We start from the raw sequence: 14,213 nt of genomic DNA on the forward strand, positions 1-14,213 counted from the left end.
ATTTACCGAATATTTCAATTGCGCTGGGCGACGACGGGCACCTCGCAGCGGGTGTGGGAGTCAGGCTGCAGATACGGCGACAGAATTGGCGCCATGCCTTTGAGCACCTGCACGGGCAGCGCCGAGGTGAACTTGAAGTTCTCCGCCGAACGCCCCGGCACAAACGCCGTCAGCGTGCCGAAGTGATGGTCGCCAATGTAGAACACGAAGGTCGCGGTGCGATTGATCGATTTCGAGCTGAGAATCCGCCCACCCGAGCCGATGGCTTCGATGCGGTTATCACCGGTGCCGGTTTTGCCGCCCATGACCAACGGCGTACCGTCGGCGGTTTTGAAACTGCCGGAAACACGCTTGGCGGTGCCAGAGTCGACCACTTGCGAGAGCGCCTCGCGCATGGCCGTGGCGACCTCGGACGGCATCACCCGTTTGCCGACGTGAGGGTCGTTGGTCACGAGGGTTTCGTACGGCGTGCCGGCGGCGAAATGCAGGCTGTCGATGCGCAAAGTCGGCATGCGCACGCCGTCGTTGAGGATGGTGCCGATCAGTTCGGCCAGCGCCGCAGGACGGTCGCCGGAGCTGCCGATCGCAGTCGCCAGCGATGGCACCAGGTGGTCGAACGGGTAGCCGACTTTCTGCCAGCGCTGGTGAATTTCAAGGAACGCTTCGATTTCGAGCATGGTGCGAATGCGGCTGTCGCGCGCGCCTTTGTGCTTGCTTTTGAACAGCCAGCTATAGACTTCCTGACGCTCAAAATGACTGGCTTTGACGATCTGACTGAAGGTCGCGTCCGGGTTGTGCAGCAGGTAGCCCATCATCCACAGATCCAGCGGGTGCACCTTGGCGATGAAGCCCTGATCGGGCAAATCATAGCTGCCCGGGCCGTAGGAATCGTAGAGGCGGATCAAGCGATCATCGGTGAGTTTTTCGTTGAGCTTGGCGCCCTTGAGGTGAGCGCGGACGAAGGTGTTGAAGTCTTCCTGACTGGCATCCGGCAATAGATAACGGTGCACGGCGGCCATGCGGATTGGGGTCGGGCGCATGCTGTCGAGGAAGGTTTCGAGGCGCGCCTGAGTGTCTTTGTTTTTGTACTTTTTCCAGAACTTGAGCTGGAACGCGGTGCCTTCGCGGTCGGCGAAATTGGCCAGGTATTCCTGACGCCGAGGGTCGCGGTCGTCCTTGAGCAATTCGGCGCTGCTGTTCGGGCCGGAGTAGGTGACGTAGCGCACCACATCGCGCATCAGGCGAATGAACGGCAGGTTGATCGACTCGCGCAATGCATCGCGCAGGGTCGGCAGGCGGCCGTTGTCTTCCTTGCGAAAGTTATGGAACACATGCAGACCGCCACCGGTAAAAAACGCCTCCCCGGGGCTCGCCGAGTATTTGCGATCGAGCGCGGCGCCGAGCATTTTCGACAGATCGCGATCCTTGTTCTGCACCAGATAATCGATGACCCAGCGGCTCAGGCGATCCTGATCCGGCACCTCGACTTTCTTCAGTTCCGGTACAGACATGCCGGCGTATTTGTCGTGCAGCTCGGAGATGATTTGCAGGTAAGTGGTCAGTACGCGCATTTTCGCCGTCGAGCCGAGTTCGAGTTTGCTGCCTTCATTAATGTCGAAGGGCTGATCGGTGCTGTCGGTCTGGATGCGCACGCGCGAGCCGTCCGGGGTCAGCTCGAACAGGGTGAAGCTGTAGCGAACCTGGGTGGTGCTGGTGGGCGTCAGCAGGCGTTCACCCATCAGGCCGATTTCGGCGGCGAAGGCCGGGTCGGCGAGTTTTTTCAGGTACTCGGTGGCCTGCATTTGCAGGTCGCCTTGCAAGGTGCTGGTCGCGGACAGGTCGAGACGATCGAGGTCGTACAGCGGACGGTTGAGCATGCTCGCCAAGCGACTGCGGGCGACGCTGATGCCTTTGTTGGTTTCTATCGGCTGAATGGTCGGCTGGGTTTGCCAGTCGCGATACGTGACCTTGCTGGCGAGTGCGGCATCGGCCAGTGCGTTGTCGATCACTCCGTTCTGTTTAAGCAGACGCAGGTGGCTGTCAGTGAGGTCGGCGAGTTCTTCGCGGCCCTTGGTCAAGTAGTGCGAAGGACGGCGTTGGGCGATCATCAGCGAGAGCATTTCACGCAGGGCCAGACCTTTGTCGGCCATGGTTTTCGGGTCGGTGGCCGGGCTGTTGAGTTGTTCGTTGGCCTTGTTGAAATCGCTGCCGTACCAGACGCGCAAACCTTCGGCCATGCCGTGCACTTCACCGTGCCCCGGCACTGCCGACAAAGGCACGCTGTTGAGGTAATCGCGGACGATGTTTTGCCGAGAGCCCAGGGTGTCCGGGCCGTCCTGATAGGCGCGCACGCTGGCGGAAATCATCTGGCGGATCTTCTCGGCGCCCGACACGGTCAGGCCATCCGGCGAGTGGCGATATTTTTCCAATTGCGTGGCCAAGGTGCTGCCTCCGGCTGACTGGCCGGGCAGGTGCAGCAACTTCGCCACTTGCGACCACGCCGCCATGCCGAAGCGCGGCCAGTCCACCGCCGGGTTGGCACGGGGTTGTTTAGGGTCGAGCAGAAAGCGGTTTTCAATAAACAACAGACTGCTGACCACCACCGGCGGGATCGCCGCGAAGTTCGAGTAGAGCTGTTGCGGATAGTTGTATTTGTACAGCGGCGCGGCGCGGCAATCGGTGATGGTCAGGCCGGCCTGAATCTTTTCCGAATAGGGCACGAACAGGCCCTTGCCGGTGTAGCTGAGCAGGGCGGGGGAGAAACGGGTCTGCTCGGTGATCACGTAATTACGCTTGAGCAGACGCGGCAGGAATTCATCGAGGGCGCTGTAACCCAGGCGCAAATCGAAAGGGCCGTTGCCGGGGTAGTGAATCGCTTCACTGGGGCCCGGTTCCAGTTTGTAGGTCAGCGAGGCGGCGAATTTGCTCAGCTCACTCGACTGGAAACGCGAGGTACGCATTTCCTTGGCCGCAGCCATTCCCACCACGATTGCAATAATCAGCAGTAATAACCAGAAAGCCTTCCAGCCATGCCGGGGACGGCGTGGTTTTTCGGGGACAGGCGCTTGATCCACACTCTCAGTCGGAACCACAGATTTACTCGAATCGGTTTGCCACAAAGCGCCCATAGTCGATTGATCCATTCACGCAGATTGATCGGACTTGTTTGAAGCTTAGACGGTGGTTGGCAGTGGTGAAAAAATTGTGACGGGTTGGGTGGCGAGAGTTGCTGAATAAATCTGGAAGAGCGGCACATGGCTGTGAGGTTGGAGATTTTGTGGCGAGGGGATTTATCCCCGTTGGGTGGCGAAGCCGCCCCAAAACCAGCCAATGCAGTTTTTCTGACACACCGCATTGATTGGTTTTGCGACTGCTGCGCAGCCGAGCGGGGATAAATCCCCTCGCCACAGGTTATCTAAACCAATTACAGCCAGCAGGCATCCCAAAGTGGATAGTCGCCAATTTTGTTTACCAAACCAGCCCGCAACGGGTTGGCCACGATGTACCGGGCGAACGGCAGCAAATCCTCATCATCACGAATCGCACGGTCGTGAAAACTGCTTTGCCACAACGGCCCTTGTTTCCCGGTTTTCTGATTGACGGCCTGAGTACAGCGGGCCTTTATTGCGCCAATGACCTCCGCGAGCGAACCGCTTTGCAACTGCACCAGCCAATGGAAATGGTCAGGCATCACCACCCAAGCAATGGACTCTACGCAGCCTTGGTCATGTGCCTTGCGAAGCTCTGCCACCAGCAATCGGCCTGTTTGCCAATCGGCGAAGACGGGTTGGCGCTGGTGAATGACTGAGGTGATGAAATAGGCGCGGCCGGGTTCGGAGAATCGGCCTTGGCGTAGGCGATGTGAGTTGGGTTGGACGGTCATATTGCTTCCTTGCATTGATTGATCACACATCAAGACTAGTGCCCGGTCGTCCGACTCGGATCTGCAAGCCCTGAAGGAAATGTCTGAGATAAGTGAAGGATCTGTGGCGAGGGGATTTATCCCCGTTGGGCTGCGAAGCAGCCCCAAATCCAGACACCTCAATCCTTCTGTGAGAATGCATTTGCAGGTTTTGCGACTGCTGCGCAGCCGAACGGGGATAAATCCCCTCGCCACAAGAAACCCCATCTGCTGACAGAGTGAACGAAGGCTGGAAATGGCCGGTATAGAGCTATCCATCCGTCAATATTGCCAAAGCAGGGACATGACGATGCACCAATGCTGTGCAATACTCGGCGCCTTTTTCGGTGGCGAATATTCCTACGTGAAGCAGGGAATGCCTCTCCGCAAACCGGTCTTTTGCCGAGAGTTGTCGCTGAATGTTGTGGTTTATAGAGTGAAAAGCCCTGCCCAAGGCTTTTTATACTGCACGCCCCGCTGATCTTGCAGGTTTTGTCCTACAAGACGCGTTTGCCCACGAGGTCGACGCGGTTTCACGGCAGCCAAGGCTTACCGGCCGACGTTGCGACACTCGGTGGTCATATCCAATAACAAGACGAGGTTGTACCCATGCCAGTCGGCAATCACCTGCCTCACGGCGAAACCGCTCAGGGCGGTCCGCTCAAACGCGAACTCGGCGAACGGCACATTCGCCTGATGGCGCTCGGTGCCTGTATCGGCGTCGGTCTGTTTTTAGGTTCGGCCAAGGCCATCGAAATGGCCGGCCCGGCGATCATGATTTCCTACATTCTTGGCGGCCTGGCGATCCTGGTGATCATGCGTGCCCTCGGCGAAATGGCCGTGCACAACCCGGTTGCCGGCTCGTTCAGCCGTTATGCGCAAGACTACCTCGGCCCGTTGGCGGGCTTCCTCACCGGCTGGAATTACTGGTTCCTGTGGCTGGTAACCTGCGTCGCGGAGATCACCGCGGTGGCGGTGTACATGGGCATCTGGTTCCCCGATGTACCGCGCTGGATCTGGGCCCTCGCGGCGTTGATCAGCATGGGCTCGATCAACCTGATCGCGGTAAAAGCCTTCGGTGAATTCGAATTCTGGTTCGCGCTGATCAAGATCGTCACCATCATTGCCATGGTCATCGGCGGCGTCGGCATCATCGCTTTCGGTTTCGGCAATGACGGCGTGGCGCTGGGCATTTCCAATCTGTGGGCCCACGGCGGCTTCATGCCTAACGGCGTGACCGGCGTATTGATGTCCCTGCAAATGGTCATGTTCGCCTACCTCGGTGTCGAGATGATCGGCCTGACCGCCGGTGAAGCGAAGAACCCGCAGAAGACCATTCCCGACGCGATCGGCTCGGTGTTCTGGCGGATTCTGTTGTTCTATGTGGGCGCGTTGTTCGTGATCCTGTCGATCTACCCGTGGAATGAAATCGGCACCCAGGGCAGTCCGTTTGTGATGACGTTTGAACGTCTGGGCATCAAAACCGCTGCCGGCATCATTAACTTCGTGGTGATCACCGCGGCGCTGTCGTCGTGCAACGGCGGCATCTTCAGCACCGGGCGCATGCTCTACAGCCTGGCGCAGAACGGTCAGGCCCCGGCCGGTTTCGCCAAGACGTCGAACAACGGTGTGCCGCGTCGTGCATTGCTGCTGTCGATTGCGGTGTTGCTCCTGGGCGTAATGCTCAACTATCTGGTGCCGGAAAAAGTCTTCGTGTGGGTGACCTCGATTGCGACCTTCGGCGCGATCTGGACCTGGGTGATGATCCTGCTGGCGCAACTGAAATTCCGCAAAGGCCTGAGCGCCAGCGAACGTGCCGGCCTCAAGTACAAGATGTGGCTGTACCCGGTCAGCTCGTATTTTGCCCTGGCGTTTCTGGTGCTGGTGGTCGGCCTGATGGCGTACTTCCCGGATACGCGCGTGGCGCTGTATGTTGGGCCTGCGTTCCTGGTGCTGCTGACGGTGTTGTTCTACGTGTTCAAGCTGCAGCCGACGCAAGTCACACAAGGTGCGGCGCGTTCGGCTTCCTGATTCATAGCCTCTGAAACAAAAGATCGCAGCCTTCGGCAGCGCCTACCTTGGAACGTGTTTCCTGTAGGAGCTGCCGGAGGCTGCGATCTTTTGCTTTCTATAAACGAGCCGCACGACCGATTGCCGCAGTAATGCGCCCGCACCGCTCGTCGAAAGAGGCGCCTTACCTGTAATTTCTGACAGTAGACCGCGCTCGATTCCTGACTTAGCGTGAATACCTGTCAAATCATGGCAAGGAACGCTAATGAAAGGATTTTCAGCATTGATGGTCATCGGCCTGGCCGATGCGTTGATCCACTGGCAGGTATTTTTCGTCATGTGCAGTGCCGGTGGCTTGTCCCAGGCGGCCAGTAACTTCGCTGCGTTTTGCGTGGCGGCGGCGTTCACGCTGTACGTGAACATGCTTTACACCTTCGAGACTGGAACGTCATTGCTCAGCTATCTGCTGTTCATCTGTGTGATGGCTGGCGTGAGTGTGGGCATCGGCTTGATTGGCGATGCTCACGCGCTGCACGGGCTGATCACAGTGGCGTCCTTTACCGTGCTGAATCTATTGCTCGGGTACTGTTTTTTCCGCTTTGTATTGTTTCGCGAGTATGAAATTTGAGGCGCCAGCCTGTGGTTAAGACTGGCGCATTCAACGTTATGCCGCCGCGATTTCATTCGGCTCAAAACTGTCCGCCCGCGCCATCTGCCACATCCGCGAATAGAATGCGCCGCTCACTTCGCCCGTGAGCAATTCACCGGGTTTCAAGAACACGTGCAGCTCGGAAAACAGCTTGATCTCGGTCGCCGACATGCGTCGCACCAGATGCTTGGCCGACAGTTGCGACGGATGCTCAAGCCCCGCCGCCGCGAGCATTTCCGCCAGCGCTTTCAGCGTGCTGCGATGGAAGTTGAACACCCGCTGCGCTTTGTCCGGAACCACCAGCGCACGTTGGCGTAAGGCGTCCTGCGTGGCGACGCCGGTCGGGCATTTATTGGTGTGGCAACTTTGCGACTGAATGCAGCCGATGGCGAACATAAAGCCGCGCGCCGAGTTGGCCCAGTCGGCGCCGATGGCCAGCACGCTGGCGATGTCGAAGGCGCTGACGATCTTGCCGCTGGCGCCGAGTTTGATCTTGTCGCGCAGGTTGAGGCCGACCAGGGTGTTGTGCACAAACAGCAGACCTTCGCGCATGGGGACGCCGATGTGGTCGGTGAATTCCACGGGCGCCGCGCCGGTGCCACCTTCTTTACCGTCGACGACGATGAAGTCTGGGAGGATGCCGGTTTCCAGCATGGCTTTGGCGATGCCCATGAACTCCCACGGATGGCCGAGGCAGAACTTGAAGCCCACCGGTTTTCCGCCCGACAGTTCACGCAGTTGCTGGATGAAATGCATCATTTCGATCGGCGTGGAAAACGCGCTGTGACGCGATGGCGACACGCAGTCTTCGCCCATCATGATCCCACGGGTTTCAGCGATTTCTTTGGTGACTTTGTGCTTGGGCAGGATGCCGCCGTGGCCGGGTTTGGCGCCTTGGCTCATCTTGATTTCGATCATGCGTACTTGCGGGTTTTGCGCTTGGGTGGCGAAGCGCTCCGGGTCGAATCGCCCATCGCTGGTGCGGCAGCCGAAGTAGCCGCTGCCCAGTTCCCAGGTCAGGTCGCCGCCGTTTTCCCGGTGATACGGGCTGATGCTGCCTTCGCCGGTGTCGTGGGCGAAGTTGCCGAGTTTCGCGCCTTGGTTCAACGCACGAATGGCGTTGGCGCTGAGCGAGCCGAAGCTCATCGCCGAGATGTTGAACACCGAAGCCGAGTACGGCTGCGAGCACTGCGGGCCGCCGACGGTGACGCGGAAACTGTTCGGGTCACTCAACGGCGCCGGACGCATCGAGTGGCCGATGAACTCGAAGCCGGACTGGTAAACGTCGATCAGCGTGCCGAACGGTTTGTCGGCGGTTTCGTTCTTCGCTCGGGAATAAACCAGCGAGCGCTGGGCGCGGGAGAAGGGCAGGGCGTCGCTGTCGGATTCCAACAGGTATTGGCGGATTTCCGGGCGGATGCCTTCAACCAGGTAGCGGATGTTGCCGAGGATCGGGTAGTTGCGGCGCACCGCGTGCGGGGTCTGCAGCAGGTCGAACAGACCGAGCAGGCTGAGGACGCCGGTGACGGCGGTGATCGGCCACAGCCAGTCGTGGTCGAGAAAAGGCAGGCTGGCGAGGGTGAAAATCACGCAGACGGCAAAGAAGGCGTAGCGGCTCAGGAGTGACAGGCTCATACGGTTTCCTTGGTTCGGACTCAGTGGATTGCAAACCCATTGGATGGGCCTTTGTGGCGAGGGGATTTATCCCCGTTGGGTTGCGAAGCAGCCCCAAAACCATCACTGCGGTTTAACTGAAAGACCGCATGCACAGGTTTTACGACTGCTGCGCAGCCGGACGGGGATAAATCCCCTCGCCACAGGGGATTCATCGACACAGGAAAGCTGTTTCAGGCGTTTTGCGCCTGAAGAAAAATCGAAAACAGCTCGGACTGGGATTTGATCCCCAGCTTGCTGTACATGTGTTTCTTATGGACTTTCACGGTTTCTACGGAGATTTCCAGCTTACGGGCGATTTCTTTACTGGAGCAACCGCTGAGCATCAAACGCCCGACATCCAGTTCGCGGGCGGTCAGTTGCGCGCCCTTGATTTGTTGCACCGAAGTTTCCAGTTGCACCCGCCAATCGGCAGAGGCAGGCGCGCCGGTTTCGTTGGTTTCATAGGGTAGACGCTGGCGCAACAGCGCGAGCACCCACGGCTGGATCAGTGATAACAAGGCAATCTGCTCGCTGCTGAAACGCTGTTTGCTGCCCAGCGACAGACACAACGTGCGATCACCTTCGAGCTGACAATTGAACTGGATTTCGTCGGCGACCACATTCAGACGAAAGTATCGCTGGTAATACTCGGTCTGCTCAAAATGCTCGGGCGCGACTTCCCACAGACGATACAACCCCGAGCGCGATTGCTCGCGACTGGCGATATAGAACGGGTCGAGCAGGTACACGCCGCGCAGGTAATCTTCGAACAGGGCGTCCGGGATACCTTCCACGCCGGGGCTGGCGGCGAAGACTTGCGGGTGTTGGTCTGAACTGAACAGCAGCGCCACCCAGCTATCGAACGGCATGTACTGATCAAGCAAACGCACCAGTTGCGCCCAGAAATTCGGCTTGTCCAGCGCCTCGATCAATTGCCCGACGGCGCGGTGCCAGGTGATGTCGTCGAAGGAAAGTGTCATCGGTTTACCTTGAATGCCCGGCCGGATGCTGCTGCGCATACTGGCCCACTCGATGGCCGGACACAAATCCCGGGCCACCACAAATCCCCTGTAGGAGCTGCCGAAGGCTGCGATCTTTTGATCTTGGTTTTTCCAGGATCAAGATCAAAAGATCGCAGCCTTCGGCAGCTCCTACAGCGGACTATGGCGTAAGGCGGGTTTGCGTGGGATCCTTTGCGTTTTTCGAAACAAGGATCGTTTTTATGTCGACGCTTTCCGGTGCTACCACTTCCATCATCCGCATCGCCGCCGCTCTGTTGCTTAACGCGAATGGCCAAACCCTGCTGGTACGCAAACGCGGCACTACGGCGTTCATGCAACCGGGCGGCAAGATCGAAGCGCATGAATTGCCGGTGCATGCCCTGGCCCGTGAGCTGGAAGAAGAACTGGATCTGCAAATCGATCCGGCGCAAGCGATCTTCCTGGGTCAGTTTTCTGCACCTGCTGCCAACGAACCGGGATGTGTCGTACAGGCCGATATCTTTCAACTGACAATCAACGCCGACGTTTCCCCGGCAGCGGAAATCGAAGAAGTGATCTGGATCGACCCGGCCACTGACGGCGATGTCGTTTTGGCGCCATTGACACGCGATGTGATCCTGCCGTTTTATCGAGCCTCGCTGACTGCCATCGCCTGATCATCCACGCAAAGGACTTTGCCATGATCCCGCTTCAAGACCTGCTGATATTCGCCGCCGCCGCGTTACTGATGGTACTGACGCCGGGGCCGAACATGATCTACCTGATCTCGCGTTCGATCTGTCAGGGGCGTAAGGCCGGGGTCACCTCGTTGCTGGGCGTGGTCGCGGGGTTCTTTGTGCATATGTTTGCCGCAGCCGCTGGTTTGACTGCGGTGTTTCTCGCGGTGCCGATGGCTTATGAAGTGTTGAAGTGGGCGGGTGCGTTGTACCTGCTGTGGCTGGCGTGGCAAGCGGTGAAGCCCGGTGCGCGTTCGCCGTTCGAGGCACAGCAATTGCCGCCAGACTCGTCGCGCAAACTGATCACCATGGGTTTTCTCACCAGCGCGCTGAACCCGAAAATTGCGGTTTTTTATCTATCGGTGTTTCCGCAGTTCATCACGCCTGAGCACGGCTCGGTGTTCACCCAAAGCCTCATCCTCGGGCTGACGCAGATCAGCGTGAGTTTTACCGTCAATCTGCTGATCGCATTGTTCGCGGCAGGTATTGCTTCGTGGTTCGTGCGTAATCCGACGTGGCTGGCAATGCAGCGTTATTTCATGGGTTTTGTGTTGGCCGGGTTGGCCGTGCGATTGATGCTTGAGCAACGAAGGGCGGCGTGAGCATGTGGATCGAACGGCTGGACGCCAGTCATGCCCTGGCTTATCGGGAGTTGATGCTGGAGGCTTACGATCGCCATCCGCAGGCGTTTACCTCCAGCGTGCGTGAGCGCGCGGTGATGCCGTTGAGCTGGTGGGAAGGGCGGCTGACCAGCAAGCTCGATGTGGTGCTTGGGGCATTCGAGGGTGGCACGCTGGCCGGAATTGTCGGGCTGGCGTTTGAACCTCGGGAGAAGGCTCGGCATAAAGCCACGTTGTTCGGAATGTATGTGTCGGCGGATTTTCGACAGCACGGTTTGGGCTATGAACTAGTGCAGGCGGCGTTGGCTGAAGCGCAGAATCATCCGGCGTTGAAGGTCGTTCAATTGACCGTTACTGCTGGCAATGACGCGGCGTTCAAACTCTATGAGCGATGCGGCTTTATCCAGTTTGGCCTGGAGCCATTGGCGGTGCGGGTTGGCGAAGACTACTTCGACAAGATCCATATGTGGCGTGAACTGCCTCAGGCATAAAGATCAAAAGATCGCAGCCTTCGGCAGCTCCTACAGGGTTTTGTGTAGGAGCTGCCGAAGGCTGCGATCTTTTGATTTGGGTTTTAGCGAACCGCGCTCACACCGTCCAAGGTAGAGAACGAAGTGTCCTTCGCCGTCAGCAAGAAATCGCGCATGTACGGCGCATCCAGCATGTCCGCGCGGATCGCCGCGTACAGCGTGGCGAACAGGCCTTTCTCACCCAGCCGCTTGGCCTTCACGTAACCGCGCGAGCTGTATTCGTGCAGCGCCCAATGCGGCATGCCACACACGCCACGACCACTGGCGACCAGTTGCATCATCATTACCGTCAGTTCTGAAGTCCGTACCTGCGCCGGCTCAATATCCGCCGGTTCTAGGAAGCGCGTGAAGATGTCCAGCCGATCACGCTCCACCGGATAAGTGATCAATGTTTCCGTGAGCAAATCCTCAGGCACGATGTACGGTTTGCTCGCCAGCGCATGCTGATTGGCCACCGCCAGCATCGCTTCATAAGTGAACAGCGGTACATAAGTGATACCAGCGATTTCCAACGGATCGGATGTCACCACCAGATCCAGATCGCCCCGCGCCAATGCCGGCAGCGGTGCAAAGGAAAAACCCGACGCGAGGTCGAGCTCGACTTCTGGCCACGCATCGCGGAACTGGTCGATGGTCGGCATCAGCCACTGAAAGCAGCTGTGGCATTCGATCGCCATGTGCAAACGCCCGGCGGTGCCACCGGCCAAGCGGCTGATGTCACGCTCGGCGGCACGCAGCAGCGGCAGGGTCGCATCGGCCAGTTGCAGCAGGCGCAAACCGGCGCTGGTGAAACGCACTGGTTTGGTCTTGCGCACAAACAATTGCATGCCCATACGCTCTTCCAGTTCCTTGAACTGGTGGGACAGCGCCGACTGCGTCAGATGCAGACGATCCGCCGCGTCGACAAGGCTGTCAGCCTCGCGCAGGGCATGCAGGGTTTTCAAGTGGCGGATCTCAAGCACCGATGGCTCCATGAACAAAATTTGCTGATTCAGCGATGGTGGTGAGTTTGTCTCATGTTGGCGGGGCTGTCGACCGCGTCCGATCGAGAGGCGCAATGACCGCTCGGCACTCTTCATCAAACTGTCACGCAACTGTGGCAGCGCGCTTGAACAAAGTTCATCAGACTCGCGCTCTACTGGGGTTCTGCGTTTCGGTGTTTTTCATGCACAAGGTGTTTTTATCAGTCGCGGCCATGTTGGCCGCGCTTTTGTTCGGTGCGCCGTCGATGGCGGCCGCGCGTTGCGATGTCAACGTGCCGACCGAGCATGTCGATTTGCAACAAGTCAGCATCGCTTATCAGAGCATTGGTCGAGCGTCGGATCCGGCGTTGCTGCTGGTGATGGGCCTGGGCGGGCAGTTGATCCACTGGCCGGATGAGGTGGTGGTGGCGCTGTGTCAGCAGGGTTTTCGGGTGATCCGCTACGACAACCGCGATGTCGGTCTGTCGACCTGGCGCCAGGCGCCGGAGGAGGCCAACCTGACCTTCGAAGTGCTGCGCTACAAACTCGGGCTGCCGGTGTCGGCGCCGTACAGCCTGACGGACATGGCCGATGATGCGCTGGGGCTGATGGACGCGCTGCATGTTGAGCAATTCCACGTCCTGGGCGCGAGCATGGGCGGCATGATCGCACAGCACATGGCGGCGATGGCGCCGCAGCGGGTCGAGAGCCTGACGCTGATCATGACCACTTCTGGCGCGGAAGGCTTGCCGGCGCCGAGTGCAGCGCTGGTGCAGTTGTTGTCGCGGCGCGGCGCACCGAATCGTCAGGTGGCGCTGGAGCAGCAGGCGGATTTGCTGGCGGCGCTGGGTAGCCCGGCGGTGACCGATGATCGGCAGAATTTGCTGCAACAGGCAGCGGCTTCCTATGACCGCGCGTTTAATCCCGAGGGTGTGAAGCGGCAGATCATGGCGATCCTCGCCGAGCCTAGCCGCGTTGCGTTGCTCAACCAGTTGCGCGTACCGACGCTGGTGGTGCATGGCACGGCCGATCCGTTGTTGCCGGTGATGCATGGCGTGCACCTGGCGGCGCATATTCGTGGCAGTCAGTTGAAGCTGATTCCGGGATTGGCGCATCGGTTCCAGGAGGCGTTCAAGGAGCCGTTGCTGGCGGCAGTGTTGCCGTATTTGCAGGCGCACCGGGAAGACACTTCGCATTGGGCGCAGATTGAGCCGGTGGTAGGCGGGAATCTGCTGTAACCATCAGATTCGTGGTTGGCCAGGGCCTCTTCGCGAGCAAGCCCGCTCCCGCATTTGGAGTGCGTTCCCCTGTAGGAGCTGCCGAAGGCTGCGATCTTTTGATCTTAAGGACAACGTCAAAAGATCGCAGCCTTCGGCAGCTCCTACAGGTGCAAGGTGATCAGGGTGTATCGTGCAAACTTTCCCGCACGATTTCCCCTCGCGAGGTGTGTGATGAGTTCCGCTTTGAAAATCGATTTTGTCAGCGACGTGTCCTGCCCGTGGTGCGTCGTTGGTTTGTATGGCTTGCTGGAAGCGCTGGAAATCCTGCGCAACGAAGTGCAGGCCGAGATCCGCTTCCAGCCGTTCGAGCTGAACCCGAAAATGGGCGCCGACGGGCAGAACATCGCCGAGCACATTCAAGAAAAGTACGGCTCGACACCGGAGCAATCGCAGAAGAATCGCGACGCGATCCGCGCTCGTGGTGCAGAACTGGGGTTTGCTTTTCGCACCGATTCCAACAGCCGCATTTACAACACCTTCGATGCGCACCGTTTGCTGCATTGGGCGGGGCTTGAGGGTTTGCAGTTGCCGTTGAAGGAAGCGTTGTTCAAGGCGTATTTCAGCGATGGCGGTAATCCGTCTGATCACGGCCAACTGGTGCAGATTGCTGAGAGTGTCGGGCTGGATCGCCAGCGGGCCGAGGCGATTCTGGCGTCGGACGAGTTTGCCGACGAAGTGCGCGAAGAAGAGCAGGTATGGTTGCAGCGGGGAGTGAGTTCGGTGCCGACGGTGGTGTTTAACGGCCAGTACGCGGTGACGGGTGGGCAGCCGGTAGAAACATTTGTCGGGGCGATCCGCCAGATCATGGCCGAGTCAAAAGGCGGCACCGTCAACGGCTAAACACCTACCCCTGTAGGAGCTGCCGAAGGCTGCGATCTTTTGATCTTG

12 protein-coding genes are annotated in these 14,213 nt (G+C 58.8%); 7 read left to right on the forward strand and 5 right to left on the reverse strand.

The features are described 5' to 3' along the window. Nucleotides 1-14: 14 nt before the first annotated feature. Nucleotides 15-3,128 carry a transglycosylase domain-containing protein gene (locus ACZZ0D_RS02435; protein WP_463552382.1) on the reverse strand — a complete coding sequence of 1,038 codons (3,114 nt, stop codon included), beginning with the start codon at nucleotides 3,126-3,128 and terminating at the stop codon, nucleotides 15-17. A 296-nt stretch (nucleotides 3,129-3,424) separates the two neighbouring features. Continuing rightward, nucleotides 3,425-3,883, reverse strand: coding sequence for an REP-associated tyrosine transposase (locus tag ACZZ0D_RS02440; protein ID WP_463552383.1), 459 nt, complete (start codon nucleotides 3,881-3,883; stop codon nucleotides 3,425-3,427). A gap of 627 nt (nucleotides 3,884-4,510) precedes the next feature. Between ACZZ0D_RS02440 and ACZZ0D_RS02445 the strand changes: the two genes are divergently transcribed. Next, nucleotides 4,511-5,932 (forward strand): amino acid permease, encoded by a 1,422-nt coding sequence (locus ACZZ0D_RS02445; protein ID WP_053123460.1) that lies wholly within the window; start codon nucleotides 4,511-4,513, stop codon nucleotides 5,930-5,932. 244 nt (nucleotides 5,933-6,176) lie between these two features. Beyond that, entirely contained in the window at nucleotides 6,177-6,539 is a 363-nt protein-coding gene (locus tag ACZZ0D_RS02450; RefSeq protein ID WP_053123458.1) for a polysaccharide synthesis protein GtrA, read from the forward strand. 36 nt (nucleotides 6,540-6,575) lie between these two features. Here ACZZ0D_RS02450 and ACZZ0D_RS02455 read toward each other — a convergent pair whose 3' ends face one another. Both ACZZ0D_RS02455 and ACZZ0D_RS02460 read right to left on the reverse strand, forming a co-directional pair. Next, complete coding sequence (locus tag ACZZ0D_RS02455) at nucleotides 6,576-8,195, reverse strand: FMN-binding glutamate synthase family protein (RefSeq protein WP_463552384.1); 1,620 nt, start codon at nucleotides 8,193-8,195, stop codon at nucleotides 6,576-6,578. A gap of 212 nt (nucleotides 8,196-8,407) precedes the next feature. Continuing rightward, nucleotides 8,408-9,196, reverse strand: a complete 789-nt coding sequence (locus ACZZ0D_RS02460) for a helix-turn-helix transcriptional regulator (RefSeq protein ID WP_463554754.1) — start codon at nucleotides 9,194-9,196, stop codon at nucleotides 8,408-8,410. A gap of 242 nt (nucleotides 9,197-9,438) precedes the next feature. Between ACZZ0D_RS02460 and ACZZ0D_RS02465 the strand changes: the two genes are divergently transcribed. From ACZZ0D_RS02465 to ACZZ0D_RS02475, 3 genes are read left to right on the forward strand one after another with little or no spacing between them, the layout of a single operon-like run. Further along, nucleotides 9,439-9,873, forward strand: coding sequence for an NUDIX hydrolase (locus ACZZ0D_RS02465; protein WP_463552385.1), 435 nt, complete (start codon nucleotides 9,439-9,441; stop codon nucleotides 9,871-9,873). A 23-nt stretch (nucleotides 9,874-9,896) separates the two neighbouring features. After that, complete coding sequence (locus tag ACZZ0D_RS02470) at nucleotides 9,897-10,535, forward strand: LysE family translocator (protein WP_053123452.1); 639 nt, start codon at nucleotides 9,897-9,899, stop codon at nucleotides 10,533-10,535. Nucleotides 10,536-10,537: 2 nt separating this feature from the next. Then, a complete protein-coding gene (locus ACZZ0D_RS02475; RefSeq protein WP_053123451.1) occupies nucleotides 10,538-11,044 on the forward strand; it encodes a GNAT family N-acetyltransferase in 507 nt (168 codons plus the stop codon). An 83-nt stretch (nucleotides 11,045-11,127) separates the two neighbouring features. Here the strand turns inward: ACZZ0D_RS02475 and metR are convergent, their stop codons facing one another. Next, nucleotides 11,128-12,045: a transcriptional regulator MetR gene (metR, locus tag ACZZ0D_RS02480; RefSeq protein WP_008087231.1), complete on the reverse strand. Its 918-nt coding sequence runs from the start codon at nucleotides 12,043-12,045 to the stop codon at nucleotides 11,128-11,130. Between the two features lie 203 nt (nucleotides 12,046-12,248). On the opposite strand from metR, the gene ACZZ0D_RS02485 reads away from it, so the two are divergent. Together ACZZ0D_RS02485 and ACZZ0D_RS02490 are read left to right on the forward strand one after the other, a co-directional pair. Further along, nucleotides 12,249-13,283 carry an alpha/beta fold hydrolase gene (locus tag ACZZ0D_RS02485; RefSeq protein WP_463552386.1) on the forward strand — a complete coding sequence of 345 codons (1,035 nt, stop codon included), beginning with the start codon at nucleotides 12,249-12,251 and terminating at the stop codon, nucleotides 13,281-13,283. Nucleotides 13,284-13,496: 213 nt separating this feature from the next. After that, nucleotides 13,497-14,165, forward strand: coding sequence for a DsbA family oxidoreductase (locus ACZZ0D_RS02490; RefSeq protein WP_463552387.1), 669 nt, complete (start codon nucleotides 13,497-13,499; stop codon nucleotides 14,163-14,165). Nucleotides 14,166-14,213: the final 48 nt, after the last annotated feature.

The organism is Pseudomonas sp. AC193 (genome assembly GCF_979258075.1).

Bases quoted from the DNA above. Each gene is read 5' to 3' on its own strand.
- ACZZ0D_RS02435 (WP_463552382.1), bottom strand. From the start codon at position 3,128: ATGGGCGCTTTGTGGCAAACCGATTCGAGTAAATCTGTGGTTCCGACT.
- ACZZ0D_RS02440 (WP_463552383.1), bottom strand. From the start codon at position 3,883: ATGACCGTCCAACCCAACTCACATCGCCTACGCCAAGGCCGATTCTCC.
- ACZZ0D_RS02445 (WP_053123460.1), top strand. From the start codon at position 4,511: ATGCCAGTCGGCAATCACCTGCCTCACGGCGAAACCGCTCAGGGCGGT.
- ACZZ0D_RS02450 (WP_053123458.1), top strand. From the start codon at position 6,177: ATGAAAGGATTTTCAGCATTGATGGTCATCGGCCTGGCCGATGCGTTG.
- ACZZ0D_RS02455 (WP_463552384.1), bottom strand. From the start codon at position 8,195: ATGAGCCTGTCACTCCTGAGCCGCTACGCCTTCTTTGCCGTCTGCGTG.
- ACZZ0D_RS02460 (WP_463554754.1), bottom strand. From the start codon at position 9,196: ATGACACTTTCCTTCGACGACATCACCTGGCACCGCGCCGTCGGGCAA.
- ACZZ0D_RS02465 (WP_463552385.1), top strand. From the start codon at position 9,439: ATGTCGACGCTTTCCGGTGCTACCACTTCCATCATCCGCATCGCCGCC.
- ACZZ0D_RS02470 (WP_053123452.1), top strand. From the start codon at position 9,897: ATGATCCCGCTTCAAGACCTGCTGATATTCGCCGCCGCCGCGTTACTG.
- ACZZ0D_RS02475 (WP_053123451.1), top strand. From the start codon at position 10,538: ATGTGGATCGAACGGCTGGACGCCAGTCATGCCCTGGCTTATCGGGAG.
- ACZZ0D_RS02485 (WP_463552386.1), top strand. From the start codon at position 12,249: ATGCACAAGGTGTTTTTATCAGTCGCGGCCATGTTGGCCGCGCTTTTG.
- ACZZ0D_RS02490 (WP_463552387.1), top strand. From the start codon at position 13,497: ATGAGTTCCGCTTTGAAAATCGATTTTGTCAGCGACGTGTCCTGCCCG.